The sequence below is a fragment of the Salinivibrio kushneri genome, from assembly GCF_027286325.1.
Taxonomy (GTDB): domain Bacteria; phylum Pseudomonadota; class Gammaproteobacteria; order Enterobacterales; family Vibrionaceae; genus Salinivibrio; species Salinivibrio kushneri_A.
This window is the reverse complement of sequence record NZ_CP114588.1, coordinates 1,587,986-1,613,245: the sequence shown is the minus strand read 5'-3', so window position 1 is coordinate 1,613,245 and position 25,260 is coordinate 1,587,986. Positions and strand designations below refer to the sequence as shown.

Genomic DNA, 25,260 nt, shown 5'->3' with positions numbered 1-25,260 from the left:
ACATGTCCCAGTGAGTCTGAGACGGCCTGCATCATTCGTTCGACGTGACATACGCCACTTTCGCTGGGATATCATGCTGTTGAAAAAACTGAAGCCAGCGTGTTTGGTGGGGCTGCAGTGTATCGCCTGGCCCCTTTACTTCCACCCATTGGTATGACGTGCCTCGGCACATAAACAAGTCTGGGTGACCGCGGCGGTTGTGGCGGCGGTCGAACAAAATGCGTTGAAAACAGGCGCGAAGCTGTGCCTTTGTGAGCATGACTAACGCAGCCTCAAGTAACGGCCACTCTATCACTGACCAATTCACCCACTCGTTAGTGATGCCGTGCTTTTGCTGATAATGTCGTTCCACCCATTTACGTGCTTGTTCAACCTCAGCGAGGCGCTGATCAATCTGTGCCTGCCGTTTAGTGACAAAGTCGTCGCTATAGAGATCGCGTGGCCCACGTTGAAACGGGTTAAGAAAGGCGCCACGAACGGGCAAAAACAATATATCCCAAAAAAACAGCCCAAACAGTGCGTTAAGCAAGCTGTTTTCGCTGAACCATACCTCCCAGCCTTGCTGACGATAATAATCAGCGACCTCGTGTTCTACCCGCTGCTCAAGCGCTAACGTTAATGATTCGGTGGGTAATGGTGGCTGTGTGGCAAGCGTTGTGGGTGCCGACTGGCCGAGGGTACGAATCGGCTTTTGTTTTGCTAGGCGATACGCTACGTCACGCTCTTCTTCATCGTGTGGGGCTTGGAGCATGGTTGCGATGACCGTTGCAGCCGCTTTAATGCCACCTTGCTTTATCAAGATACGTGCGCGTCGTTCTTGGCTGGGTGGCTGAGTGGTGGTTTGATACAGCGACAATGCGGTCGATAAATCATCCTGACGCTCAAATTCGCGGGCAATACGATTAACCAAGCGCTGGCGTTTACGCTCTAGTGGTGCCCAGTCAAACGGGGCTGGCAAACAGGGCGCTAACGCCAGTACTTCTTCAGGTTGCTTGTTTTTGCGTGCTTGCCATGCGCGTTCGTTTAACGCGGATAGATAAAGCCAGTCATCTATCTGGCTCCGATGGTTAAAGAGGCGATCTGCCCGCCGAATGGGATAGGACTCAAATTGCTGGATACCCAGTTCGGCCACTACGAATTGGCTCAAATCCTGGCGAGAATTGCCAAAATACAGCAGGTTTAATACCGGTAAAATGTCTGGCTGGTGGCAGACTACCAACGCCTTAGGGCTGTCGAGTGTATTGCCATAGAGAGCCTCGATCGCCTGCTGCCACTGGCTTTTAGGCGCACTTTTGGCGAGCCCCGCATCAGGAAAAGCCGCCATAAGTTGTGCTTTGGTGAGTAATGTAAATACCACCTCTGATGGGGCAGTATGGGTTAGGCTAATAAACTGATGTTCAGCCAAGATGTCGAGCAGCGGCGGCGTTTCACCCAACTCATCGTAGTGCAATGAATCGGCCAAAAACCAGTCGTGACGGCGCATCAGTAAACGCACCAGCAAACATTGTGCTTTGAAGCTAAGCTGTTGAAAGGTCGTCAGCCAATGGCGTTCGTTGCGCATGAGCAGATCCCAGTCACGTTCGCAGACTAAATCCATCAAGTTTTGAAAGTTATGATGGTAATAATAGGGACTAAGAGGGTCTGGCTGCGTCATTCTTTTCCTTATCTTTCATCAGGACACGTGTATTCAGGGAGCCGCCGCATGAAACGGATTATCGCTGTACTATTGTCAGTCTTTAGCGGGTTAGTGTCGAGCGATGCCTTGGCTGAGAATGAAACTACGTTCTCCGCCGAGCAAGGGATCGCTGGGGTCGCATGCATTATTAGCGATCCAGCAGGACGGGTCTTGCTCGTGAAAGACACAGTGACCGGACGGTATGGTTTGCCCGGTGGGCGGGTTAACTTGGCCGAATCACCGAGTAGAGCACTAGCGCGTGAAGTGTTCGAAGAAACGGCTATTCGCGTCACGGTCGGAAATATTTATCATCAGGATGAGCGTGGTGTGTTGTTTGCCTGTCAAAGCCAGGCGCCATTGCCTGTTGTCTCCACCGCTGAGGGCGTGGGCCTTTTGCCCGCTTGGCGTGCGCCTCATTTTGCCTCTGAAATTGAGCAAGCACGGCTGGTACCGCGCGCGCATGCGCAAGATTATCGCTATCGGTTTAATGATCGTCGCGATCGCTTATGGTCACTAGCGGAGAAAACGCCGAGCAGCGATGTCAGTGCCTTGGCCGACTTTAGTGCCTTAGCGCCTGTGTTTTATGTCAGTCAATATGGATTGGTCTCAGGTCTACAAAACGCCGTGCACCAACTGGGTGAGACGGGGAAAACAACAGTAAGCGCCATATTCAAACTGGTTAATACGTTAGGAGAAACCGCCTTTTATATTGCACTGGTGCCGTTATTTCTCGTTTTTCGAGGCCATAAATCGGCACTGTCGCTACTTTTTTTGCTGATCAGTGCAGCGGCTGTTTCTACCACCCTAAAAAGTGGCTTTGCCATGCCAAGGCCGTTTTATTTGTGGCCTGACTTACAAATCGGCCAGGCAAGTGGCTTTACGGTACCTAGTGGTCATACTTTGCTCGCGGCGGCTGTCATGACCGCTTGGTATCTAAAACGCCGAGTTATACACCCGCCTGCTTTTAGTGCGCTGGTGATGGCACTGGTGGTGATAGTGCTTATGGGACTCAATCGCATGTACCTCGGTGTGCACTTTGCCAGTGATGTGGTGATCGGGGCGCTGGTAGGAAGCAGCGTTGCCTGGGCGACTGTCAAGCTGGATGCCGTGACAGTGGGCAATGACAGACCCATGCTGACCACTGGCAGAATCTGGTTCTTAGCGTGTCTCATCATGGCGCTGTTGGCACTTGCATTAAAGATCCCCAATTTGGTTTACCTGTCAGCGTTAGCGGCAGGTGTTTATACCGGCCAGGTTTGGCATAAGCTCTTTCCTAGTCATAAACCTGCCAGCCAGCTCAATGGCAAAGTGTTAACGCTGGTGTGGATCTTTTTCGGTATCGCCGCCATTGTGGGGGCAGCCTGGGGAGTGGCACAGCTGACAGGCTTAAGCTGGATTGTGCTTATTGTCGTTTCAATGGCGGCATGGAGTTTGGGTCCTTGGGTACTGATTGCCAGTCCAGAGCTTGCTAAATGGTCGGGAAAGCGGCTAGGTTGGCGCGAGTGGTGATAAGGATTTGCCGGGTGATCGCTTTGGCTGTGCCAAGAGTTAAGGTAAAGTGACAGTACAACAAAAATTGCACCAGGCATGGTGAACTGCGCACAGGAACAGCAATGATACCGGCAATACACCCAGAGGCGGGCTTGTCGTCCGCCGTCGTTGATTTTATTACCGCTTTGCAAGAAGCAGGTTTCCAAGGCGATATTGAATCGACCTATGCGAGCCGCCTTGCAGTAGCCACCGATAACAGTGTTTATCAAGCCCTACCGCAAGCCGTCCTCTTTCCCGCATCAGTTGATGATCTTCAGCTTATTGGTCAGACCGTCCAAGCCCCGACGTTTAGTGATATTAAGTTTTCCCCCCGTGGTGGAGGTACCGGCACCAACGGCCAGTCGTTGACTAAGCATGTGGTGGTGGACGTGTCTCGTCACATGAATCAGGTGCTGGAAGTGAACCCTGAGCAAGGGTGGGTGCGTGTTCAAGCCGGCGTTATCAAGGATCAACTCAATGATGTATTGCGCCCGTATGGGTACTTTTTCTCACCTGATTTATCGACCAGTAATCGCGCCACGATTGGTGGGATGATCAATACCGATGCCTCGGGTCAAGGCTCGCTACGCTACGGTAAGACCTCCGATCATGTGCTGGGTTTAAAAGCGGTGCTCGTTGATGGCAGTCTCTTGGATACCCAGCCGCTCAATGCTGATCAGCTTCAACAAGCGATGTCGCGCGATGACCTCAGTGGCCGTGCGCTGCAAACGGTGTCTTCCGTCTGTCGTGAGCATCGTGATTTGATTACCGATACCTTTCCGCCGCTGAATCGTTTTTTAACCGGCTATGACCTTAAACATGTTTATGATGACGCACTGACTGCATTCGACATTGGCCGCGTGCTATGTGGCGCTGAAGGCTCCCTGGCATTCATTGCCGAGGCTAAGCTCAACATTACGCCGATCCCGACTGTGCGTACCTTGGTAAATATTAAATACGACAGTTTTGACTCTGCATTGCGTAATGCGCCGATGATGGTTGAGGCGAACGCGCTGTCAGTTGAAACCATTGACGCCAAGGTGCTTGATCTCGCGAGAAACGACATCGTTTGGCATACGGTGAGTGATCTATTGCAAGCGGTGCCCGGCAAAACCATGCACGGCATTAATATGGTGGAGTTTGCGGGGAATGATGCTGGTGAGATTGAACAACAGATTTCGGCATTGTGTCAGCAACTGGACAGTCTGATTGCACAAAAGCAACAGGGCGTGATTGGCTATCAGATTTGTCGGGATCTCGCCTCAATCAACAAAATTTATGCGATGCGTAAAAAGGCGGTCGGACTGCTTGGCGCCACGAAAGGCAAAGCAAAACCCATCGCGTTTGCCGAAGATACCTGTGTGCCACCGGAAAACCTTGCTGATTTTATCGGAGAGTTCCGCGCATTGCTCGACAGCCACCACTTGCACTATGGCATGTTTGGTCATGTCGATGCGGGAGTCCTGCATGTGCGTCCAGCTCTGGATTTATGTGACCCTGACCAAGAACGGGTGATGAAAACCCTCTCTGACCAGGTGGTCGCCTTGGTCGCCAAGTATGGTGGCTTAATGTGGGGTGAGCATGGCAAAGGGTATCGTTCAGAATACGGCCCCGAGTTTTTTGGTGAGACCTTATTTGCCCAGCTTCGTCATATCAAAGCGGCATTTGATCCGCAAAACCGGATGAATCCAGGAAAAATCTGCACACCGATTAACAGCCAGGATTCACTGGTGAAGGTTGATGATACCAAGCGTGGCTTTTATGACCGTCAAATCCCTGTAGAAGTACGTGACAGCTTTAAAGGGGCAATGGAGTGCAATGGCAATGGGCTGTGCTTTAACTATGACACTGCCTCACCCATGTGCCCCTCAATGAAAGTCAGTTATGACCGACGTCATTCGCCAAAAGGCCGTGCTGGGATTGTGCGAGAGTGGTTGCGTTTACTGTCTGAGCAAGGTGTCGATCCGTTAGCCGTTGAGCAGGCATTGATGACCCAGTGGCCTTCAGTACGTGAAGTGATGGCCAAATTCGGGCGCTATTTTACCCGCCGCAGAGAAGCAGATGATTTTAGCCATGAGGTCATGGAAGCGATGAGCGGTTGCTTGGCGTGTAAGGCTTGTGCCAGTCAGTGCCCGATCAAAGTGGATGTGCCGAGTTTTCGGTCGCGCTTTATGCAGCTCTATTACAGCCGTTATCCGCGCCCAGTGAAAGATCACTTGGTGGCGAACATTGAAACCTTGCTACCACTGATGGCCAAAGTACCCAAACTGGTGAATGCGGCGACCCAGCCTCAATGGGCCCAAGGGCTCACTGCGAAGCTTATTGGCTACACAGACACACCGGCGTTGTCGGTGCCGACGCTGGCTCAGTCACTGGCGGGCGATCACGCACTTAAATTTGATTTAGCCTGGTTGCAGGCGTTATCTGCGCAAGAGCGAGAAAACTATGTGTTGATCGTACAAGACCCATTTACCAGCTTTTATGAAGCGCCTCTGATTCAAGACTTGATCAAATTGGCGCGGCAACTGGGTAAGGTGCCCATGCTGGTGCCGTTCAAACCTAATGGGAAAGCGCAGCACGTAAAAGGTTTTCTTCGCCGCTTCGCCCAGACGGCGCGTAACACCGCTGGCTTTTTGAATCAGTTGGCCGCGTTAAATATTCCCATGGTGGGTGTCGATCCGGCGCTGGTGCTATGTTACCGCGATGAATACCAAGAAGCGCTCGGTAAGCATCGGGGAGGTTTTAATGTGTTGCTGACCCACGAGTGGCTAGCCAGTGTGGTGCCTAATATGCCGGTCGTGACGAGCCGTGACGCGGACCCCTGGTATCTGTTCGGCCACTGCACCGAGAAAACACAGTTGCCTCATGCTGAGCAACAATGGGTTGCGTTGTTTGCGCATTTTGGGGCAGAGCTTAAACCGATTTCTGTGGGTTGCTGTGGCATGGCGGGCACTTATGGCCATGAAGCAGACAAGCGCGAAACGTCAGCCGCGATTTATGATTTAAGTTGGTCGCCACAGTTGGCAAACCTACCTAGCGAGAGAGTGCTCGCAACCGGTTACTCGTGCCGTAGCCAAGTGAAGCGGTTTAGTGAGACGCAGTTACAACATCCTTTGCAGATCTTGTTGCGGCTAGCGTGTACGCGCATTGATCGTGCGCGTGTCGATAACGTATCACTATAAAGCTTGCATCTGGGTGGCGTTGTCATACAGTAAAAGAAAGAGCTGAAAGCTAAGGTAAAACAAATGCTTAAAACGATTGTTATCATCTTGCTGGTTTTACTCGGGATTACGGCGGCCCAGTACTTGGACGAGGGGACGCAAAAGAAAATTGCGTGGGTGATCGGTGCCATCGCCGGTGTGCTGGCGCTGGCTGTGATTGGTGTAGAGCTTTTTCGTTAGTGCTAGCGTGTTTAATCACGCGTCATTAGCAGGATAGCGTGACGCCGTCGAGGCTAAAAACACGCAACGTTCGAGTGAAACGCTCGTAGTGAAACGCTCGTAGTGAAACGCCCGTAACGGGGTTCGCTGCGAGCGTTCTTTTTCTAAGCCTCTTAAAACGGTGCCTCTTACAACGGACGGTTATGTCCGTTTACCACGCTGCTTATTACCAGCGCCTTTGTGGTTATTGGGGCGGCGAATATCGGGCTGCTTGGGGTGCTTAGTGGCAAAGCGTTGAGTGCCATGACGGCCTGAGCGGCGCTGCCGGCCTGGTTTTTCGGGGGCATCTTCTCTCGGGATCAGGCATTTTGGTCCATTACCAATCAAATGCTGTTTACCCATACGTACCAAAGCTTCTCTGATCAGTGGCCAGTTGGCGGGATCGTGGTAACGCAGTAGCGCCTTGTGTAAGCGTCGCTGGCGCTCGCCTTTTGCCACTGTCAGTGCTTCGCGTTTTTTGTAACGTACTCGCTTTAGCGGATTGGTTTCCGAGTGATACATGGCGGTGGCATTACACATGGGTGATGGGTAAAAGTTTTGCACTTGGTCGCACTCAAACTCATTCTCTTTTAGCCAGCAGGCAAGCTGCACCATATCTTCATCCGTACAGCCAGGGTGCGCGGCAATGAAGTAGGGGATCAAATACTGCTTTTTGCCCGCTTCTTTACTGTACTTTTCGAACAGCGCCTTGAAGCGATCATACGCGCCCATGCCGGGCTTCATCATCAAATCCAGCGTGTTCTTCTCGGTATGCTCAGGGGCAATTTTCAAATATCCACCGACATGGTGAGTGACTAATTCTTTGACATATTCTGGCGACTCAATCGCCAGGTCATACCGCACGCCCGACGCAATCAACACTTTTTTAATGCCTTCCACCTGACGCGCTTTGCGGTAGAGATCAATGGTATGACGGTGATCGGTATTGAGCTTGTCGCAAATCTTTGGAAATACACACGAGGGGCGACGACAGTTCCGCTCCGCCTTAGGATCTGCGCAGCCAAGCCGATACATATTGGCCGTCGGGCCGCCCAAGTCTGAAATCGTGCCGGTAAATCCTGGCACTTTATCGCGGATATCATTGAGCTCTTCAATGATCGACGCTTGTGAGCGGTTTTGAATGATCCGTCCTTCGTGCTCGGTAATTGAACAAAATGAACAGCCGCCAAAACAGCCACGCATAATGTTCACTGAGGTTTTTATCATGTCGTAGGCGGGGATCTTGGCTTTGCCGTACTTTGGGTGAGGCACACGCGCATAGGGGAGGCCAAACACATAGTCCATTTCTTCGGTGGTGAGGGGCACCGGAGGGGGATTAATCCAAAGGAGTTGATCGCCATGTTGCTGCACCAAGGCGCGCGCAGAATAGGGGTTCGCTTCTAAGTGCATCACTCGGCTAGCATGCGCGTACAAAATGCGATCGTTCTTGAGTTTTTCGAACGAGGGCAGGCGAACAAAGGTGTTTTTGGCATCGTGTCGAGACGGACGGATAGTAATGGGCTTCGCTGCGTCTGGCTCTGCTTTTTTGTTCGTCTCGCACTGCGTGTCTGTGGCGTAGGGGTTGGGCATGGTCATGCTCTTTCCCGGTTTATCAATGCGGGTAGAATCAACCTCTGCCATACCTTCTGGTGGTGTTTTCATCATCACTGCGGTGCCGGCAATGCGGGTCATATTGGCGACTGTGTCACCGCGAGATAGACGATGTGCCACTTCAATCAAGGCACGCTCGGCGTTGCCAAAGAGCAATATGTCTGCTTTCGCGTCACATAACACAGAGCGACGGACTTTGTCTGACCAATAGTCGTAGTGCGCTAAACGGCGCAAGCTGGCTTCGATGCCGCCCAGCACAATCGGGGTCTGCTTATAGGCTTCTCGGCAGCGCTGAGAATAGACCAAAACAGCACGGTCGGGACGTTTCCCACCCTCATTATTAGGCGTGTAGGCATCGTCATGACGCAGTTTTCGGTCTGCGGTGTAGCGGTTGATCATCGAGTCCATGTTGCCGGCGGTCACACCAAAGAACAGGTTTGGTTCACCCAATGCCATAAAATCATCTTTATTGTGCCAGTTTGGCTGCGAGATGATGCCGACACGAAAGCCTTGTGCTTCCAATGTGCGACCGATCACCGCCATACCAAAGCTGGGGTGATCAACGTAGGCGTCGCCGGTAACAATGATAATGTCGCAGCTATCCCAACCCAGAATGTCCATCTCTTCTCGGCTGGTGGGTAAAAACGGCGCGGGGCCAAAACAAGCGGCCCAGTATGGGGTGTAATCGTAAATAGCAGTTGGTGTCACGGTATGGTCTCTTGGTCAACCCATTGCAATGAGGATATGCGCTCCATCGATGCGCACATCGTACGCCAGGGCGGGCGATAAATTAGCCAGCGATTTTAGCGATAAACCTACATCGAGTATAGGGGTAAATCTGAAGGATGCAGCTTAGCGGAGCGTTGACGACTTGGCTGATGGGTTGTGCTGTTGCACATAATCAATAAAGGCACGATCGGCGAGAGATAAGTAACCGTCTTTACGCCAGGCAATGGAAATATCGAGCTTGATCGGCTGTGTGAACGGTATCCCGACAATCCCGCTTTCATGTTCGGTGACCATATCGAGCAATGCGCTGATGGCAAAGCCATGGCGGACAATGTTCAAAATCATCGCCAGTAAATTGGTTTCTAGTGAAAGTTTGGGGGTGATGGCATGTTCATCGCAGACTTGATCCAAATAGTCACGATGAAAATAGCCCGGGCGGAACATGATTAACTCATGGGCGAAAAAGGTTTGATAGTCGAGGGTAGAGTGGGTGGCAAGCCCATGATCGGTCGCGACGACGGCAACCATCTGTGAGGAAATCAAATGCGTGGTTTCCAACGAATCGGGTACCTCTCTATCATTAATCACGGCGAGATCGAGCTCACCGTCGAGCAGCATTTGCCGCAGAGAGTGGGTGCCAGCCTCTACCACAGTGAGTTTTAGCGTGGGATAGCGACGGCGAAATCCCATCAACAACTCAGGAAAAAAATAAGATCCGAGCATACCCGGTACACCGATACGCACTTCGCCTTTTTGCAATCCCTTTAGCTCATCCATTGCTGTCGCAGCATCTTGCATTTGCTGTACCACGCGATAGGCATGCTGAAGCAATACCTGCCCTTCTTGTGTAAGCTGAATGCGCTTGTCATTGCGAATGAAAACAGGCATACCCAGTTGATTTTCAAGCTTTTTGATCGCAATGCTGAGCGCAGGTTGCGCGATGTGCAGGCGTTGGGCGGCGAGGGTAAAGCTTTTAGTTTCAGCGACAGCAATTACGTGGCGGAGTTGTTTGATGTCCATAATTATTAATAAAATATATCAATAGAATAAATTTAATATATTTTATTAATTATAAAGCGGTTGTTAGCATGATCACATCTTAGCCTGCCGGTGAGGTTTTCATGATAGAGCTTGGCTCACCACGTTATCGATTGACGGCGTTTGCACTTGCGTTCGGATCGTTTCTGATTTTCTGCAACCTTTATCTGTTTCAACCTATGTTGCCTGTGTTTGCGGCCGAGGACGGGATCAGTGAAACACGGGCGAACTGGCTACTTGCGGCCAGTACTTTAGGCCTTTCTTTTTCACTGGTGCCTTGGGCCGTACTGTCGGAGCGAATCGGTCGGCGCCCAGTGATGCTGGTTAGCCTTTGGATGCTTCCTGTGATTGGCCTTATTATCGCCAGCACCTCTTCTTTTTGGGTCATCGTTGGTTTACGTGCTTCGGTAGGTATTGCGCTGGGTGGGTTTGCCGCGGTGGCAGTGGCGTACATGGCGGAAGAATTCTCACCGGAGGCACTTGCGATTGCCGTGGGCAGCTATATCAGTGCTAACTCACTGGGCGGGATCTCGGGCCGCGTACTCGGTGGAATGATGACAGATTGGTGGGGATGGCATGGCGCGGTGATGGCGATGGCCGTGTTTTCCTTGCTGGGCGTCGCCATCGTGAGCAAACTTTTGCCGCGTCAGCGTTATTTTTCGCCTGGTAATACCTCCTTACTGACTCATTCTCGCGGGGTACTCACACATCTTCGCACTCCTAAATTGTGGTTGGCGATGCTGATTGGTGGGGTGAACTTTGCGTTATTTGTGAATTTGTTTTCGGTGATGGCGTTTCGTTTGGTGGCTGCACCTTACCAGTTACCGGTCAGTTTAGTGTCTTCAGTGTTTGTCTGTTACCTCGCCGGTACAGTGACATCGCGTTTGAGCGGGCGTTGGGTACTGCACTTTGGCGCGATAAAAGGCATGGCCTTTGGTACTTGTGTGGCTATGTTAGGCGTGGTTGTGACCTTGAGTAGTCAGGTCCTTTGGATGGTCGTGGGGCTATTGATTGTAAGTGGTGGCGCTTTCTTTACTCACTCTCTTGCCTATGGATGGGTCAGCCGCCACGCGGCGCATGGTAAAGCAACGGCAACGGCTTTGTATTTAGTGCATTATTATGTCGGTGGCAGCCTTGGTGGTTTTTATCTCATCGCGGCTTGGCAACACTATGCATGGCCAGGCGTGGTGATTGCGGCCTTTGTGCTCATCACGCTTCTATTGGGGCTGGTGCTTGGCCTTTCTCGTGTCATGCACCGATGTCGAAAAAGTCAGCGCCAAGCGCCTGTTGTGACGTCCTGACCTTTAAGTTGGCGTGGAGAAAAAGGCGTCGCCCAGAGCCCACTAAAGACGGCCTCTCGCGATGACTGCGTTTACTCCCGCCAGCCAATGATTGTCTCTTTGCGACCAAATGCGTCGCTAAAGCGATGTTTCGGTGGGCATGTCGATATTGTCACGACTGACAGAGTTTCTAGCATCAAACCCTGATTGGTGGCCGGGCTGATAGGCTCGCACGCAGTTTCTCCCCTCGGCTTTTGCTTGGTAGAGAGCACTGTCGGCACGCTCTATCAAAGATGAAAGCGTGTCGCCCGGTTGCAGCGTGGAGAGGCCTATCGACGCGGTGACTTTCAACGGGGTATGGCTTTCATCAATATAGACATCCATCTCTCGAATTTCACCCAGCAAACGCTCGGCGATTTGCGCCGTGATTTCGCCATTACATTTCGGTAGGAAGACAATAAACTCCTCGCCGCCAAATCGACCGAAAATATCAGCCTTTCTCAAACGCTCTTGTACGGTGCGGGTAAATGATTGCAATACCACATCGCCTGCGTAGTGCCCCCACTTGTCATTAATCCGCTTGAACTTATCCAAATCGAGTAGCAAGACGGAGAATGGTGAGTGCCTTTCTTCACTAACGGCCAGTGCGCGCATGGCCAGTTGTAATAGCATTCGACGATTATAAATGCCTGTTAACGGGTCGAGCGTGGCTTGCCGGTATAGGCGCAAAATCATGTGCAGTTGAGAAAGCTGTGACCACACCACCATGAATGCAATGACGGTTTGTAGCCAATACGAGGCGATATTGTCAGGACTGGTCATGGTGCCACTGAATGAATCCACCCATAAGTGGCAAATCAGGGTTATCGACATCAAGAGTATGCTTTCCCGCATCGTGAGCGGGAAGATGGTAAGCATTACAATCTGAATAATGGGCAGTAACGTGTAGCTGTAAGAGAATGCCGCGTTGTCAGTAGGAAAGCCTAGAGTGTGGCTGGCGGAAAAATAAAAGGCGTTGGTAGCGAACACCATGGCGACCAAGCCAAGTTTCGCTGATTTGAGGTTATTAGCGCGATTGACCGCATAACCAATGGTAATAAGCATACCCGCTAACAAAAGGCGTTGCAGCGAGAGCTGCGCAGCGGCCGTTTTGTCAGCGAGGAATAAAAAATCAGCGGGTGACCACGCAATGGTTAGGGCGGCCCACACGTAACACAACACGCACAAGCGACTGCGCAGATAGGTGCTGCGTGTATTATTAAAGCTGTTTGCGTGCTTTTTGGCACTCCACAGTTCAAGGAATGATATTTGCAGCTTGTAGACAATATGGCCTAAAGTTTCATTCATCATTGCACCCATTGTTGTTCCCGCCTGTGCAAAGGTTCCAGTTGCGTCCGCCGCTTTGGTATTATCATGCTGCGCGGTCATGTTATTTTTTTCTGTCATAAAGGTTGGTATAAGCGTACGAACATGCCAGTTTGTTGTTTGTTTTGACTGTGTTTCTTGCATTCAATGTGATCTAGCCAACTTTTTAATGCAATAGAACAAATAATTGACCATTTTTTATTGAGATACGTAAGGTGCTCTTAATTATGTATACGTTACTTGCTCCTGCGGTTGCCTCGGCAATTCTAGGGGCACAGCTGGTGCTCTCACTGGCGCTATTGAAAGGGGAAATATGCCCAGGCCAACGGGGCCGATTCCATCGCGCTTTCTGGGTGCCTGTTTTTGCGTGGTTGATCTTAGTTCCATTTACATTTATCGCCAGTTTACCCTTTTTGTTGTTAGGGATTTTTGCGTTTCGATCAAAAACAGGCAAAACACGCCACTCCGGTCCCATTCCTTTGCTTCATGTCGCAAATTTATTGGGTCTTGTTACATGGGTTGTCATACTTGCCACTCACGGTGGCGGAATGCTAATGATGGGAGCCCTGCAACTAGTGATTCTCGGAGCGGGCTTTGGCCACAGTTTGTTAGTTCGTGCGCGTTCGCGATTGCAAGCTTTTGATCGCTTGCTCCCCCTGGTTAGTGTACTGGCGTTTATGGGAATGATGCTGAGCGCCGCGGTGTTGTCTGTTGTCAGCCCACCGTCAACGGGTGATATCAACGCCATTATGGCGGGCGCAGGCTTGGGCTTGCTCGGGGTGGCGGCACAGATTTGGCACCTGCTTAAGCAAACTTCACCTGTTTTTTGGCGCGTGAGCGTGGGTTTTGGCTTTATGCTGTTGGCCAATATCAGTTTGACGAGGCTCGTGATTGCTTAATTGGGCAGTTTTCCGCCTCGGATCTATACTCATAGTGGGTAAACTCAGTGCAAGGAGAGGGTATGGATATCCACAACATCAGCCGATTAGATGGTGCTATCTTCTATGGCATTGTGAATGAAAGACTGCGCCTAGAGTGTGACAGTTTGGAAGCACTGATGGCGCATTTAGATCTCGACCACGACCAGTTGCAAAGTAAGTTTGATGATATTGGTTGTGAGTACGACCCGCTTACCAATCAATTAAGACTTAAGTAGCCACTAACCTGCGACTCACGCCACACACGGTGAGTCGCATTTCAAGTCTTTTTCATCCCAACAAGCCCCTACCCCGTTGTTTTGTTAAAAATTTGATCGTTTATTGTTCTGCCCACTACGCTTATAGAGGGAGAGAATAAGTGAACTCCCTGTTTGATCACGTGGAATGCACTTTCATAAGGACGACCCTGATGCCGCGACGAGCATGGAGCGTAATTGTATTAACCGCACTGATTGGCGTGGGGTTTGCAGCGTTAACCGCCCACTTGCTGTATCAAAAAGAGCAAGAGGCGATTCGCAAAGAGCTGCATAAAGACGTGAATAATGCCGCAATGGCGCTAGCACGAGAGGTTAATCTGGGCCTTGAGTTGCTCTATGCAGTCAAGAATCACTTTGACGCGGGGCATCGATTGGATGCACGCAATTTTCAACCGCTCACGTCCGGTGTACTCAAACGTCATCCAAGCTTTAAGTCGATAGAGTGGGTGGACATTGTGATGCATCATCAACGTCGCCATTACGTTCAAGGAATGGAAGAGAGAGGTGCCACGTCTTCACAGTTGAATATTGTCGAGTTGGATGAAAACAACCAACTGGTACCCGCGCAACGGCGTGACATGTACTTCCCGCTCAGGTTCACCTCTGGCGAAAACCGTGAAGCCTCTGTCATAGGTTACGATCTTGGTTCAACGCCAGTCACCCGTCAGGCATTAAAAACCAGTTTTAACACCGGCGTCCCTGTCGCCACCCCAGCGACTACCATCGAGCGCGCATACGGCAATGTGCGCGGCTTTTTGTTGATCATGCCGATTTTATTGGATCCAGAGCAGCTCGGAGGGGAAGACACGCGAGATTTACGCGGGTTTCTGGTGGCGGTGATTGATGTGAATACCTTGGTCAATTTGGCGATAGATACTGTCATTAATGATGGGATTAATTACACCTTGATTGATGCGACTGATCCGAACAACCGCCAAGTGCTTCACACGCAGCGAGTGGAGTTAGCGCAGATGAAAGACTCACTTGCGCAGCAGCCCGCCAAGCCTATTTTCTTTGCGGGTCGCGAGTGGGAGCTCGTCGGGTATCCAACCGTCAGCTACATGCAGGCAAGACAAAGCTGGGTGCCGCTGTGGACGTTTCTCATCGGTAGTGGCATATTTTTAGTCATCTGCTATCTGCTTTATCGCCTACAGTCTCGCGCCTACAGTGTTCAGGTACAAGTTGAACAAAAAACACACGCATTGAAAGAAGCTAATAGTCGACTTGAGTCGATGACCAAATGTGATGGGTTGACTGGATTACATAATCGTACTCAGTTTGAGCAGGAGCTTGAGCGTGAGATACAGCGTGCAATTCGTGATGAAGCGCCTCTGAGCCTGATGGTGGTGGAGATCCAACATCTTTCTAATTACAACAACCTGTATGGGCGCATTGCTGGTGATCAGTTGATCCGACAAATTGCACAAGTACTGGATGAAATGCTTAAACGCCCAGGTGATCTGGTGTGTCGGTTTACCGGTAGCCAGTTTGTTGCCATCTTGCCGCGAACAGAAGGCGCGGAGCGATTGGCTGATGAGTGCGTTAAAGCGGTGAGGCGATTAAGTTTGGCATTTGAAGGCGAGCCGGAAGATCGGGTGAGGGTGTTTGTTGGCGGGGTAACGGTCAGCGATCAAAAAGAAATGACTGCCTCGCGATTACATGCTTATGGTGAAATTGGCTTGACCCGTGCGAAAGCCGACAATGATACTGGGTGGCACTGGATGGAAATTAGCGCGCCAGTTCAGGACAACCAGAGCTTTGACCCCTAAAAAATCAGAGCGGTACAGATGTACCGCTCTGGTGTCTCTTAAACGCTGACGCGATGTTAGTACTCTTCACCTTTATTGAAGCGGGAATCAACCACAGGGCTTTTGAGTAGGGGATCTTCCTCAGTTTTTTTCGTATTAGCCGCGGTGAATAATAACGTATGTGCCTCGTTGCTGAGCATGAGGTGGTTATCACGTAATGTTGCATCACTCCATTGGCTTAGCACCTGACTCATGGTTTGTTCGAGTTCCATCGCACTGGACGAACACGCCATTTTGGTACTTGCCATTGGCGCGACTTTAAAGCGATTACTATTCAGTTCAGCGTTACCAAAATAACGGTTACAGCCACTAAAGCCGCTGACGCCCATATCCTTATTAATAGTCAGCGTTGGGGTTCCTTCCGCACTGATAGCTTGTTGATCGACCATGGTCAGTTGCCATTGCTGTGCAACGCCAGAGCTCGTCACGCCGCCTTTATCACCACCGGCATACTGACCGTTACTACAAGCGGTCACTCCGGCAGCGAGCATGACTGCCATCAACACGTGTTTTTTCATAATGACTCCTTAGTCACTAACAGTGGGTTTCAATTCAAGCGTAGCCAAGTTAGTAACAAGTATGCCAATAAAAATGTGAGTTTATGTCAAGCCAGTGTCTTTTTTGCTAGGCGATAAAAAAAGCCCCCGGTAGAGGGGGCAAGATATACCATCGCGTGTCTTATTATTATTGAAATCTCGTTTTATCGCTGGCCCACGACATCAGCATTTTTGTCTGTCTGAGAATGGCTAGCCACACGACCAAAATATTTAGGCAGGTTATCGCGCAAGATTATCAAACAAAAATGACAATTTAGTTTCACTGAGGTTATTGGATAAGAGAAAATACGAAAATAGGCGAGAGTTGATCCGCGATATGCAGTGATAGGTTTTTTTATCAAACCTGTTCATTTTCCTTGACAATTTTGCCATTGAAGCTGTCCACTAAGGCACCAAGCCGTAAAACCACAGCATTCGCGAGGTGTATTTTTTAGATATTAACGTTATGCTTCTATTTAGTGACAACACTGATCCGACACTGGCCACAGTGTGTAAGTAAAAGAACGGCTAGGGTAGACTCAAAAAGGAATCCATCATGGCATTGAGCGATGCTGCAAAAAAAGTTCAGGAAGCGTTGGTTGCTCGCGGTATTGAAACTCCAATGACCGCGACATCTGCGATGTCTTCTGAAGAACGAAAAGAAAAAATTGAGTTTCACATGCGTGAAATTCTGCAGTCGATCGATTTAGACCTCACCGATGATAGCTTGGCCGAGACACCGGCGCGAATTGCGAAGATGTATGTCGATGAGATTTTCTCAGGCTTGGATTACTCGCAGTTTCCCAAAGTCACCATGATTGAGAATAAGATGGGATGCGATGAAATGGTGCGCGTCAAAGACATCTCAGTGACCAGCACGTGTGAGCATCACCTTGTCACCATAGATGGCAGAGCGACTGTTGCGTACCTCCCTCATCATAAAGTACTTGGCCTGTCTAAAATCAACCGAATCGTACGCTTCTTCTCTCAGCGACCGCAAGTGCAAGAGCGATTGACCCGTCAGGTGCTGGTGGCGTTGCAAACACTGCTGGAAACCGAGGACGTGGCGGTGCGCATTGAAGCGACCCACTACTGTGTCAAATCTCGTGGTGTCATGGATGCCAACAGTGAAACAACCACTACCGCACTTGGTGGATTGTTCAAAAAGAATGCCGCAACACGTGCTGAGTTTTTACACGGTATTCAATAACGTCCAATGCACAGATGGCAGATGTTTAAAAAGCCCCTCTCTGAAAACAGATTGGGGCTTTTTTAGGACGGTTAGCGTGGAGGCGTTAGTCGGTTTACTCAAACTGCCTTGCAATATCGTGGAACTGACGCACTTTATCTCGAAGCTGACTGCTTGCCTCGGAAACGTCATTGACCTCGTTGAGGTTTTGCTGAGAAACCGATTCGATATCATGGATCTCTTTGCTAACGGCTGTAAAACTCTCTAATTGCGCTTGGGCAGAGTGGTGTGTTTCATTGGTGCGGCCGACCACATCTTCGATAGCATTTCTGACCGAGTGCAGGCTCGCAATACTGTGATCGGTCGTATCAACACACTCTTGCGTTTGTTCGTGACTTTCATGAATCTGAGTTTGCCAATGCGAAATGGTGTTGTGCATGTCTTGAATCGATGACTGGATTTGTTCAGTGGCTGTTTGCGTACGACTAGAGAGCGCCCGAACTTCATCAGCAACGACCGCAAAGCCTCGGCCCTGTTCGCCTGCGCGTGCCGCTTCAATCGCTGCATTCAGCGCTAGCAAATTGGTTTGCTCGGCAATCCCACTTATCTCACTCATTGACTCAGTAACACGTTCAGCGGTGGCAGAAAGCTGTTGCGTCGCGGTGAGCGAGTTTTCAGATTGTTGGGAGAGCGTTTTTAATTGCTCGCCGGTTTGCTGTAACAAGGCCTCGGTTTCTTTGCTTTGCTGCTGGACTGACTGCAGTAGTTCAACACTTTGCTGAGCGTTATCAGAAACCTTGTTTGCCGACTCAGAGGCATGATCAATGTTACTGGCAATCGAGGAAATCTGATGGCTTTGTTTATTGATCGCATCAGATACGCGTTTCGATAACGCGCTCAACTCATCCGAAAATTGATTCAGTGACAGTGAAGCATCGAGCATGCGGCCGAGAATAGTGCGAATGCGGGCATTGAGCATTTTCACCTTGTAATCAATCACAGAACTGAGCCCGGTTCCCGAGTAGATATAGCGACTGATACTGTCGTAATTGTCCTGTACACCACGCGCGAGAGTAGGCAAGGTGAAAAGCTCATCGCGAAAGAGAGTGCCGAGCACTAACGGCATCGCAATGGCGCCTGCAATATCCCAGCTCGATATGGCGTTATCGAAAATAAGCGACACAGGTGCGGCGACCAACCCCAACCCCATTAATGTGTACTTCAACGCTGCTGGAATATCGGCAACCGATAACGGCTTCATCGACTTGCCATTTTTCTCTGCCCGGCACAGGGCTTGATAGATTTGTGCGGCGCGATGTTTGACCGCAGGATCGGGTTTCACCCTGACGGACTGATAGCCAGTGACTTGGCCTTGGTTATAAATGGGGGTGACATAGGCGTCTACCCAATAGTAATCCCCGTTTTTGCAGCGGTTTTTGACGATGCCGCGCCAAGGTTGGTTGGCTTTTAAGGCTCGCCACATATCCGCAAATGCTGCTTTGGGCATATCGGCGTGACGAATAATATTGTGAGGAGCGCCCGTGAGTTCCTCTTCATCGTAGCCAGCGATGCGAATGAACTCCGGGTTACAATAGGTGATTACCCCGCGCTTATCAGTGGTCGAGACGAGGCGCTCATCGTCACCAAATACAACTTCATTATTGCTCATAGTCTTTATCTTTTTTGGTCACAGTTGATAAAAGCCTTGTTGGTTTTAGTGTAGTGGCTTCAGGCTTTGTATTAATAATTATGTTACTAAATTGTTTCTATTTTGACGCAGCCCATAAAAAAAGGGCCTTGCGGCCCTTTTGTTTCAGTTTTAAGACAGCGGTGCTTAGTCTAAAACCTTTGCGATGGCAGTGCAAAGTGGCACCATGTTGGTGTGCGTCATGCCTGCCACATTTAGACGGCCTGAGCCAACGATATACACGCCATGATCGGCTTTTAATGCATTGACTTGGTCTTTATTGAGCCCAGAGAACGAGAACATGCCGTTTTGCTGCTCGATAAAGCTAAAGTCACGCGATACACCCTGCGCTTTCAATGTTTTGACAAACTCGGTACGCATGGTTTTGATGCGATCGCGCATGTCTGCCAGCTCTTGTAGCCACTGCGCCTTGAGCGTCGCGTCGTTCAAGATAGTGGTGACTACCGCGGCGCCATGAGCGGGTGGGTTAGAGTAGATAACACGTGCGATGGTTTTAACCTGACTAAAGGCCTTGGTTGCTTCTTCCTGGTTACGGCCAACCAGAGTGAAGGCACCCACTCGTTCGTTATACAAGCCAAAGTTTTTAGAGAACGAACTTGCGATAAGCAGCTCGGGACACACCTTGGTGAAAATACGTAAACCTGCGGCATCTTCTTCGACACCAGTGGCAAAGCCTTGATAAGCAAAGTCGAACATCGGCAGCAGGCCTTTACGTTGACAGAGTTCAGCGAGGGTTTGCCACTCGTTTTCGGTAGGATCGATGCCTGTTGGGTTATGGCAGCAACCGTGGAGCAGAACGACATCACCCGCGTTCGCCTGCTCGAGATCAGCGACCATTGCCTCGAAATCTTTGTCATTTTTAGCCGCGTCATAATAGCTGTACTCGGCCAAAGGAAGGCCAGCGGCCGTAAACACGCCTTTGTGGTTGGCCCAGGTTGGGTTGCTTATCCATACCGTCACTTCGCCAAGGTGACGTTTAATAAACTCACCAGCCAAACGCAAGGCGCCGGTGCCACCTGGAGAATGTGCGGTTTGCGCGCGTTTGTCGTTGATAACGTCGGCTTGCTCTCCGAACAGCAACTGTTGCACCGCGAGGCCATATTCGGCTGTGCCGGGAATACTTAAATAGGATTTGGTGCTTTCTCTGTCGAGAAGTAGTGCTTCAGCTTTTTTGACGGAAGGGAGTACCGGCGTCTCACCGTGCTCGTTTTTGTAGACGCCCACCCCGAGATTGATTTTGTCTTCACGTGGGTCAGCTTTGTATTCTTCAGTCAGTCCTAGAATAGGATCAGCGGGAGCGGCAGAGATATTCTCAAACATTGGTGTCGTCCATGGTTATGATGAATGAAAGTCAAACTGGCTTTTTTATAACACTTGTCGAGAAGAATAGAAACCGGAGGACAAGCGGCCAGTCGTGCGTTCTGTATCGGTTTATGCTGTAAAAACGCGACTTACGCAGTAAAAAACACAAGAAAAAGGCTGCAATCAGCAGCCTTTTGATCAGTGAGTCTATTTAGAAGTTGGCGTTGCGTGGTGAGCGAGGGAACGGGATCACGTCGCGAATGTTGCTCATCCCTGTCACGTACGAGACGAGGCGCTCGAAACCTAAGCCAAAGCCTGAATGGGGGACTGTGCCATAGCGGCGAAGATCGCGATACCACCAGAAGTCTTCTTTCTCAAGGCCCATTTCTTCTAGGCGTTGGTCAAGCACATCAAGACGCTCTTCACGCTGAGAGCCACCGATAATCTCGCCAATGCCTGGTGCTAACACGTCCATTGCGGCAACGGTTTTGCCGTCATCGTTCATGCGCATGTAGAAGGCTTTAATGTCTTTCGGATAGTTCTTGACCACAACCGGCGCATTAAAGTGTTCTTCTGCTAGGTAGCGCTCGTGCTCAGAGGCTAAATCGATGCCCCATTCTACTGGGAACTCAAAAGTTTGGCCGCTATTTTGCAGGATGGTGACCGCGTCGGTGTAATCCACTTGGGCAAAGTCTGCATTAACAAATTTTTCCAGGCGTGTAAGTACGTCTTTGTTAATGCGCTGCTCAAAGAACTTCATGTCGTCTTGGCGCTCTTCAAGCACAGCTTTGAACACGTACTTGAGCATGGCTTCTGCGAGTGCCGCTGAATCATCCAGATCGGCAAACGCCACTTCCGGCTCGACCATCCAAAACTCCGCCAAGTGACGGCTGGTGTTTGAGTTTTCAGCACGGAAGGTTGGGCCGAAGGTGTACACTTTGCTCAGGGCACAGGCGTAGGTTTCTGCGTTCAACTGACCCGATACGGTCAAGAAGGCTTCTTTGCCAAAAAAGTCTTGATCAAAGTCGACGTCGCCTTGGTCGGTTTTTGGCACATTGGCCAAGTCCAAAGTAGAGACGCGGAACATCTCGCCAGCACCTTCACAGTCTGAGGCGGTGATCAACGGCGCAGACATCCAGTAGTAGCCTTGCTCATGGAAAAAGCGATGGATCGCTTGTGATAAGGTGTGGCGAACGCGCGCCACCGCACCAATCACGTTTGAGCGTGGGCGCAAATGGGCAACTTCACGCAAGTATTCGATAGAGTGACGTGTTTTCGCCATTGGGTAGGTGTCAGGGTCGTCTACCCAACCAACGACTTTCACAGCTGTGGCTTGCAGCTCATAGGCTTGGCCTTTTCCTGGCGACTCGACAACCTTACCCGTGACTTCGACCGAGCAGCCAGCGGTCAAGCGAAGAACGTCTTGCTGATAATTATCCAGCTCATTAGGGACCACGGCCTGAATAGGGTCAAAACAAGAGCCATCGTAAATGGCAAGGAAAGAAATACCGGCTTTGGAATCTCGGCGTGACCGGACCCATCCACGCACAGTCACTTCAGTGTCGACTGCCGCCTTGCCGCGCAGGACGTCTACTACAGGCGCGTATGTCATAATTCGCTTCTATCTCCGTTTAGGGTAATGCGGCCATTCAGTGACGACCGCATCATTGATTTTGCAAGTTAGGCTAGCAAGTTTACCTGTATCCTGTATAGCTTCAAGACTTAGGCGAGCCTGAGAGCTTAAATTGGCCAATTAATCCTTCTAACTGCTCAACCAGTTGCTCAAGATTAGCGCTAATCGCTTTGACTTCATTCGCGTTAGTGGCGGTGTCATTCGCATGGCTTTGGATTCGGCCAACTTGAGAGAGGAGGGCATCTGTCATTTGCGCTTGGTGCTCGCTTTGTTGGCTAATGTCGTCCGCGTTGTTATTGACGGTGGTGACTTGGTCAGCGATATTGCCCAGCGCCTCAGAGAGCGCCATGACGGTTTCCCCGCGCTGATTGGCGCTTTCACTGGTTGCTTCCACCGCTTGTGCCGATGCTTCACTGCCCGCACACAGGTTCTCAATAATAGTCTGGATTTCTCCGGTAGCATCATGACTGCGGCTAGCAAGGTTACGCACTTCTTCGGCGACGACCGCAAAACCTCGGCCTTGTTCGCCAGCACGTGCCGCTTCGATAGCGGCATTTAACGCGAGCAAGTTGGTTTGTTCGGCAATTTCACGAATCACGCCCAAAATGGTGGTCACTTGCTGGCTTTGCTGATTCACATCCAAAATTTGGCTGCGTACCTGGCTAATATCCTCGACTAATTTGCGAATATCATTGGCGGCAACATTGGCAAGATCACTGCCTTGATTGGCGCTGGTGGCGGCTGATTCACTCAGTTGCGCCGCCTCTTGGGTGCGGTTTTGAATATCATGCTGATGCTGTTGAACATTGTCGATCGCCGATGACATATCATTGGTTTCGTGACGTTGGCTATCGGCTAACTGATCAGTGTGACTGGACACACGAATCAGATTCATTGCCTCGGCTGATAGCGTCTCGGAGGTGCGCTGAACTTGTTGCAAGCTGGCAGAGAAGTTATCAAGCAGCTGGTCACAGCTATCGCAAAGCTCGCCAATTTCATCGCCTCGGGTATCGTTTAGACGCTCCGCGAGGTTTTTATCATGGCTGGTGCGTTTCATAAATGCGGAGACGCGCTTCAGAGGAGACACCACCCAACGGCGGATCACGGTTAATGAGATCAGAAAGCCAATCACGGCAATGCTCCCCATTATCCCGGCAGTAATGAGCATTTCTTTATCAATGGTGCCGTAAAGCGGCTCGAGATCGTATTCAAGACGAATCACCCCTAGCACCGTCCCTTCCTCAGCGACGTGGCACTGTAGACAGTTAGTACCGCGATAATCGCTACTGGCTTTCATCGGCAGGGCAACCACTAACCCCTTTTCGCCATTGCTATCGACGGTTTCAATGATGGTTTCGCCGTCTAATGCGCGCTGATCAATCGTATCTTGCGGTGACTGCTCAGGATTGCCGGGACCGAAAAAGCGAGTAATGGCTTCTGAACGGATCACCCGTGCTTCTTCAATGCCTTCATGAGAAAGCATTTTTTCGCGTAAGGTATTTCGTTGGCTAATAGTGCCCGTCAACATCAACATGTTAAGGCTATCAAAATAGTTAGAGGCTTTATCGAGCGTTTGCTGACTAACAATCGATGTCATCAGTGCCTTTTGCTGATGAGATTGGTATGCCAAAGACGTGACGAGCACCAGAGCGAAAACAAGAAAAAGAGCAAGAAGGATTTTGCTCGCAAGGGTCATGCGCATGAGTCAACCATTTGTTATTAAGTTATAGAGTTATCAATTATAGCGTGTAGCCACTATGTTAAACCTAGAGTGCGTAAGTAAGGGAGTCCCCATATAAAATGTGTGATTTCATCGACGTAAATCGTCCTGTTAGTGAGACACGAGTCTGCATTGTTGACTGAACGTCAGGGCGGAATGTTGCCAGCGCTTCGCCGGTGAGGAATGCGATTGAGTCATCCGGCTAATTTGAGTAGCATGCGGCCTCTTATTGTTGTTGGAAGAGATAAAATGACCACCGAGTTATTTAAAGAGTTTACCTTTGAAGCGGCACACCACCTTCCTAATGTCCCTGAGGGACACAAGTGTGGCCGCTTACATGGACACTCTTTTGTCGTGCGATTGTACGTAGAAGGTGAGGTGGATCCTCACACGGGTTGGGTAATTGATTTTGCGGAAATCAAAGCGGCGTTTAAGCCAATATATAATCGCCTTGATCATTATTATCTCAATGAGATTGAAGGGCTAGAGAATCCGACGAGCGAAGTGCTTGCACAGTGGATTTGGCAACAGGTTAAGCCAGAGTTACCGTTACTTAGCAAAGTGATGGTCAAAGAAACCTGCACGGCCGGCTGTACTTATTACGGTGACTGAGTCTCGTGGCGTTGCACGAGTCACGCGGCTCTGAGCGACGGCGACCTAGGCCGTTGCTCTCCATATAACAGCAGGGTGCCTGGGCCGAGCGCGACGCCTGGCCGCGCTTGTAAGCCGTAGAGCGAGTCTGTTGTACGGTATTGGTGATATGGGCTTTTACCATCTATGCTCAGGCAATCGCCAGATACTTATGCGTCTGTATCGATAGGCGCCAGCCTCGCTGAATGCAGGTATCAATGCACAGCTGGGTAGCACGCGCTTTTTGGCTCACGGGCTGTAACGCAATCGTCGCTGTTTCAGGGGCGGGACAGTCTGCCAATAGCGCATCGAGCTGGTCAATATCCTTCTCTGTTCCGACCGGGTGTTTCACTTCATTTGCCCGCGCCATTGCCTCTTTCAACACCGGCAGTTTCCCTCGCATATTGATCTTCGGAGACACAGTGACCCACGTATTGGTCGACGCTTCTACCGGATAGGTACCACTTGTTTCTATTTGGCATTGGCAGCCAGCGGCTTCTAGCGCATGGGTTAACGGCCTTAAGTCGTAAAGACAAGGTTCACCACCCGTGATCACAATATGGCGTGCGTGATAGCGGCTTAGAATGTCGGTGGCAATCGCATCGGCGCTGAGCCAGCACCAAGCGGGAGAATCTTCAGATTTATCAATGATGAAAATCTTGTCTTTCTGATCTTTGTCATCGGTTTCCCAAGTTTGTTTGGTATCGCACCAGGCGCAACCAACAGGGCAGCCTTGTAAACGGACAAACACAGAGGGAACCCCTGTAAACGTGCCTTCGCCCTGAATGGTTTCAAATATTTCGTTGACTCGGTACATGATGGTTGGTAGCGGTCGATATAAAGCGCCACATTATGCCAATGAATACGGTTGAGATCTTGTTTTTTCACGCAT

Annotated in this window: 18 protein-coding genes and 1 pseudogene; 9 read left to right on the top strand and 10 right to left on the bottom strand. The window is 50.4% G+C overall.

The features are described from left to right. Positions 1–31: 31 nt before the first annotated feature. Positions 32–1,654, bottom strand: coding sequence for a VRR-NUC domain-containing protein (locus tag N8M53_RS07540; protein ID WP_269578332.1), 1,623 nt, complete (start codon positions 1,652–1,654; stop codon positions 32–34). Positions 1,655–1,702: 48 nt separating this feature from the next. On the opposite strand from N8M53_RS07540, the gene N8M53_RS07535 reads away from it, so the two are divergent. The 3 genes from N8M53_RS07535 (at position 1,703) to N8M53_RS07525 (ending at position 6,606) form a co-directional block, all read left to right on the top strand. Then, positions 1,703–3,184, top strand: a complete 1,482-nt coding sequence (locus N8M53_RS07535; protein ID WP_269578331.1) for a phosphatase PAP2 family protein — start codon at positions 1,703–1,705, stop codon at positions 3,182–3,184. Between the two features lie 104 nt (positions 3,185–3,288). Next, the gene (locus tag N8M53_RS07530; RefSeq protein WP_269578330.1) at positions 3,289–6,387 is read left to right on the top strand and encodes an FAD-binding and (Fe-S)-binding domain-containing protein; all 3,099 of its coding nucleotides are present in this window, start codon (positions 3,289–3,291) and stop codon (positions 6,385–6,387) included. A gap of 63 nt (positions 6,388–6,450) precedes the next feature. Beyond that, positions 6,451–6,606, top strand: a complete 156-nt coding sequence (locus N8M53_RS07525) for a hypothetical protein (protein ID WP_269578329.1) — start codon at positions 6,451–6,453, stop codon at positions 6,604–6,606. Positions 6,607–6,795: 189 nt separating this feature from the next. On the opposite strand, the pseudogene N8M53_RS07520 reads toward N8M53_RS07525, so the two are convergent. Both N8M53_RS07520 and N8M53_RS07515 read right to left on the bottom strand, forming a co-directional pair. Further along, a pseudogene (locus N8M53_RS07520) lies at positions 6,796–8,856 on the bottom strand (YgiQ family radical SAM protein); the annotation flags it as partial. Positions 8,857–9,087: 231 nt separating this feature from the next. Continuing rightward, positions 9,088–9,984 (bottom strand): LysR family transcriptional regulator, encoded by an 897-nt coding sequence (locus N8M53_RS07515; RefSeq protein WP_269578328.1) that lies wholly within the window; start codon positions 9,982–9,984, stop codon positions 9,088–9,090. Between the two features lie 101 nt (positions 9,985–10,085). On the opposite strand from N8M53_RS07515, the gene N8M53_RS07510 reads away from it, so the two are divergent. Next, complete coding sequence (locus tag N8M53_RS07510; protein ID WP_269578327.1) at positions 10,086–11,303, top strand: MFS transporter; 1,218 nt, start codon at positions 10,086–10,088, stop codon at positions 11,301–11,303. A 117-nt stretch (positions 11,304–11,420) separates the two neighbouring features. Here the strand turns inward: N8M53_RS07510 and N8M53_RS07505 are convergent, their stop codons facing one another. Further along, the gene (locus tag N8M53_RS07505) at positions 11,421–12,728 is read right to left on the bottom strand and encodes a GGDEF domain-containing protein (RefSeq protein WP_269578326.1); all 1,308 of its coding nucleotides are present in this window, start codon (positions 12,726–12,728) and stop codon (positions 11,421–11,423) included. Between the two features lie 146 nt (positions 12,729–12,874). Between N8M53_RS07505 and N8M53_RS07500 the strand changes: the two genes are divergently transcribed. The 3 genes from N8M53_RS07500 (at position 12,875) to N8M53_RS07490 (ending at position 15,611) form a co-directional block, all read left to right on the top strand. After that, positions 12,875–13,546, top strand: a complete 672-nt coding sequence (locus tag N8M53_RS07500) for a hypothetical protein (RefSeq protein WP_269578325.1) — start codon at positions 12,875–12,877, stop codon at positions 13,544–13,546. Between the two features lie 62 nt (positions 13,547–13,608). Then, positions 13,609–13,803 (top strand): DUF4250 domain-containing protein, encoded by a 195-nt coding sequence (locus tag N8M53_RS07495; RefSeq protein ID WP_269578324.1) that lies wholly within the window; start codon positions 13,609–13,611, stop codon positions 13,801–13,803. Positions 13,804–13,994: 191 nt separating this feature from the next. After that, positions 13,995–15,611: a CHASE domain-containing protein gene (locus N8M53_RS07490; protein ID WP_269578323.1), complete on the top strand. Its 1,617-nt coding sequence runs from the start codon at positions 13,995–13,997 to the stop codon at positions 15,609–15,611. A 56-nt stretch (positions 15,612–15,667) separates the two neighbouring features. Here N8M53_RS07490 and N8M53_RS07485 read toward each other — a convergent pair whose 3' ends face one another. Then, the gene (locus N8M53_RS07485) at positions 15,668–16,168 is read right to left on the bottom strand and encodes an META domain-containing protein (RefSeq protein WP_269578322.1); all 501 of its coding nucleotides are present in this window, start codon (positions 16,166–16,168) and stop codon (positions 15,668–15,670) included. 571 nt (positions 16,169–16,739) lie between these two features. Between N8M53_RS07485 and folE the strand changes: the two genes are divergently transcribed. Then, positions 16,740–17,396: a GTP cyclohydrolase I FolE gene (gene folE, locus N8M53_RS07480; RefSeq protein WP_269580002.1), complete on the top strand. Its 657-nt coding sequence runs from the start codon at positions 16,740–16,742 to the stop codon at positions 17,394–17,396. A gap of 94 nt (positions 17,397–17,490) precedes the next feature. On the opposite strand, the gene N8M53_RS07475 is transcribed toward folE, so the two are convergent. The 4 genes from N8M53_RS07475 to N8M53_RS07460 all read right to left on the bottom strand — a co-directional run bounded on the left by N8M53_RS07475 (position 17,491) and on the right by N8M53_RS07460 (position 23,720). After that, entirely contained in the window at positions 17,491–19,044 is a 1,554-nt protein-coding gene (locus N8M53_RS07475; RefSeq protein WP_269578321.1) for a methyl-accepting chemotaxis protein, read from the bottom strand. A 165-nt stretch (positions 19,045–19,209) separates the two neighbouring features. Then, positions 19,210–20,403, bottom strand: a complete 1,194-nt coding sequence (locus N8M53_RS07470) for an amino acid aminotransferase (RefSeq protein ID WP_269578320.1) — start codon at positions 20,401–20,403, stop codon at positions 19,210–19,212. A gap of 193 nt (positions 20,404–20,596) precedes the next feature. Next, the gene (asnS, locus tag N8M53_RS07465; protein WP_077599935.1) at positions 20,597–21,997 is read right to left on the bottom strand and encodes an asparagine--tRNA ligase; all 1,401 of its coding nucleotides are present in this window, start codon (positions 21,995–21,997) and stop codon (positions 20,597–20,599) included. A gap of 103 nt (positions 21,998–22,100) precedes the next feature. After that, positions 22,101–23,720, bottom strand: coding sequence for a methyl-accepting chemotaxis protein (locus N8M53_RS07460; protein ID WP_269578319.1), 1,620 nt, complete (start codon positions 23,718–23,720; stop codon positions 22,101–22,103). Between the two features lie 267 nt (positions 23,721–23,987). On the opposite strand from N8M53_RS07460, the gene queD reads away from it, so the two are divergent. Beyond that, a complete protein-coding gene (queD, locus tag N8M53_RS07455) occupies positions 23,988–24,350 on the top strand; it encodes a 6-carboxytetrahydropterin synthase QueD (RefSeq protein WP_269578318.1) in 363 nt (120 codons plus the stop codon). 169 nt (positions 24,351–24,519) lie between these two features. Here the strand turns inward: queD and queE are convergent, their stop codons facing one another. After that, entirely contained in the window at positions 24,520–25,185 is a 666-nt protein-coding gene (queE, locus tag N8M53_RS07450; RefSeq protein ID WP_077599933.1) for a 7-carboxy-7-deazaguanine synthase QueE, read from the bottom strand. Between the last annotated feature and the right edge of the window lie 75 nt (positions 25,186–25,260).

What these genes read in the sequence shown, in the direction of transcription:
- N8M53_RS07540 (WP_269578332.1), bottom strand. Translation starts at nt 1,654, where the DNA reads ATGACGCAGCCAGACCCTCTTAGTCCCTATTATTACCATCATAACTTT.
- N8M53_RS07535 (WP_269578331.1), top strand. Translation starts at nt 1,703, where the DNA reads ATGAAACGGATTATCGCTGTACTATTGTCAGTCTTTAGCGGGTTAGTG.
- N8M53_RS07530 (WP_269578330.1), top strand. Translation starts at nt 3,289, where the DNA reads ATGATACCGGCAATACACCCAGAGGCGGGCTTGTCGTCCGCCGTCGTT.
- N8M53_RS07525 (WP_269578329.1), top strand. Translation starts at nt 6,451, where the DNA reads ATGCTTAAAACGATTGTTATCATCTTGCTGGTTTTACTCGGGATTACG.
- N8M53_RS07515 (WP_269578328.1), bottom strand. Translation starts at nt 9,984, where the DNA reads ATGGACATCAAACAACTCCGCCACGTAATTGCTGTCGCTGAAACTAAA.
- N8M53_RS07510 (WP_269578327.1), top strand. Translation starts at nt 10,086, where the DNA reads ATGATAGAGCTTGGCTCACCACGTTATCGATTGACGGCGTTTGCACTT.
- N8M53_RS07505 (WP_269578326.1), bottom strand. Translation starts at nt 12,728, where the DNA reads ATGACAGAAAAAAATAACATGACCGCGCAGCATGATAATACCAAAGCG.
- N8M53_RS07500 (WP_269578325.1), top strand. Translation starts at nt 12,875, where the DNA reads ATGTATACGTTACTTGCTCCTGCGGTTGCCTCGGCAATTCTAGGGGCA.
- N8M53_RS07495 (WP_269578324.1), top strand. Translation starts at nt 13,609, where the DNA reads ATGGATATCCACAACATCAGCCGATTAGATGGTGCTATCTTCTATGGC.
- N8M53_RS07490 (WP_269578323.1), top strand. Translation starts at nt 13,995, where the DNA reads ATGCCGCGACGAGCATGGAGCGTAATTGTATTAACCGCACTGATTGGC.
- N8M53_RS07485 (WP_269578322.1), bottom strand. Translation starts at nt 16,168, where the DNA reads ATGAAAAAACACGTGTTGATGGCAGTCATGCTCGCTGCCGGAGTGACC.
- N8M53_RS07475 (WP_269578321.1), bottom strand. Translation starts at nt 19,044, where the DNA reads ATGAGCAATAATGAAGTTGTATTTGGTGACGATGAGCGCCTCGTCTCG.
- N8M53_RS07470 (WP_269578320.1), bottom strand. Translation starts at nt 20,403, where the DNA reads ATGTTTGAGAATATCTCTGCCGCTCCCGCTGATCCTATTCTAGGACTG.
- asnS (WP_077599935.1), bottom strand. Translation starts at nt 21,997, where the DNA reads ATGACATACGCGCCTGTAGTAGACGTCCTGCGCGGCAAGGCGGCAGTC.
- N8M53_RS07460 (WP_269578319.1), bottom strand. Translation starts at nt 23,720, where the DNA reads ATGCGCATGACCCTTGCGAGCAAAATCCTTCTTGCTCTTTTTCTTGTT.
- queD (WP_269578318.1), top strand. Translation starts at nt 23,988, where the DNA reads ATGACCACCGAGTTATTTAAAGAGTTTACCTTTGAAGCGGCACACCAC.
- queE (WP_077599933.1), bottom strand. Translation starts at nt 25,185, where the DNA reads ATGTACCGAGTCAACGAAATATTTGAAACCATTCAGGGCGAAGGCACG.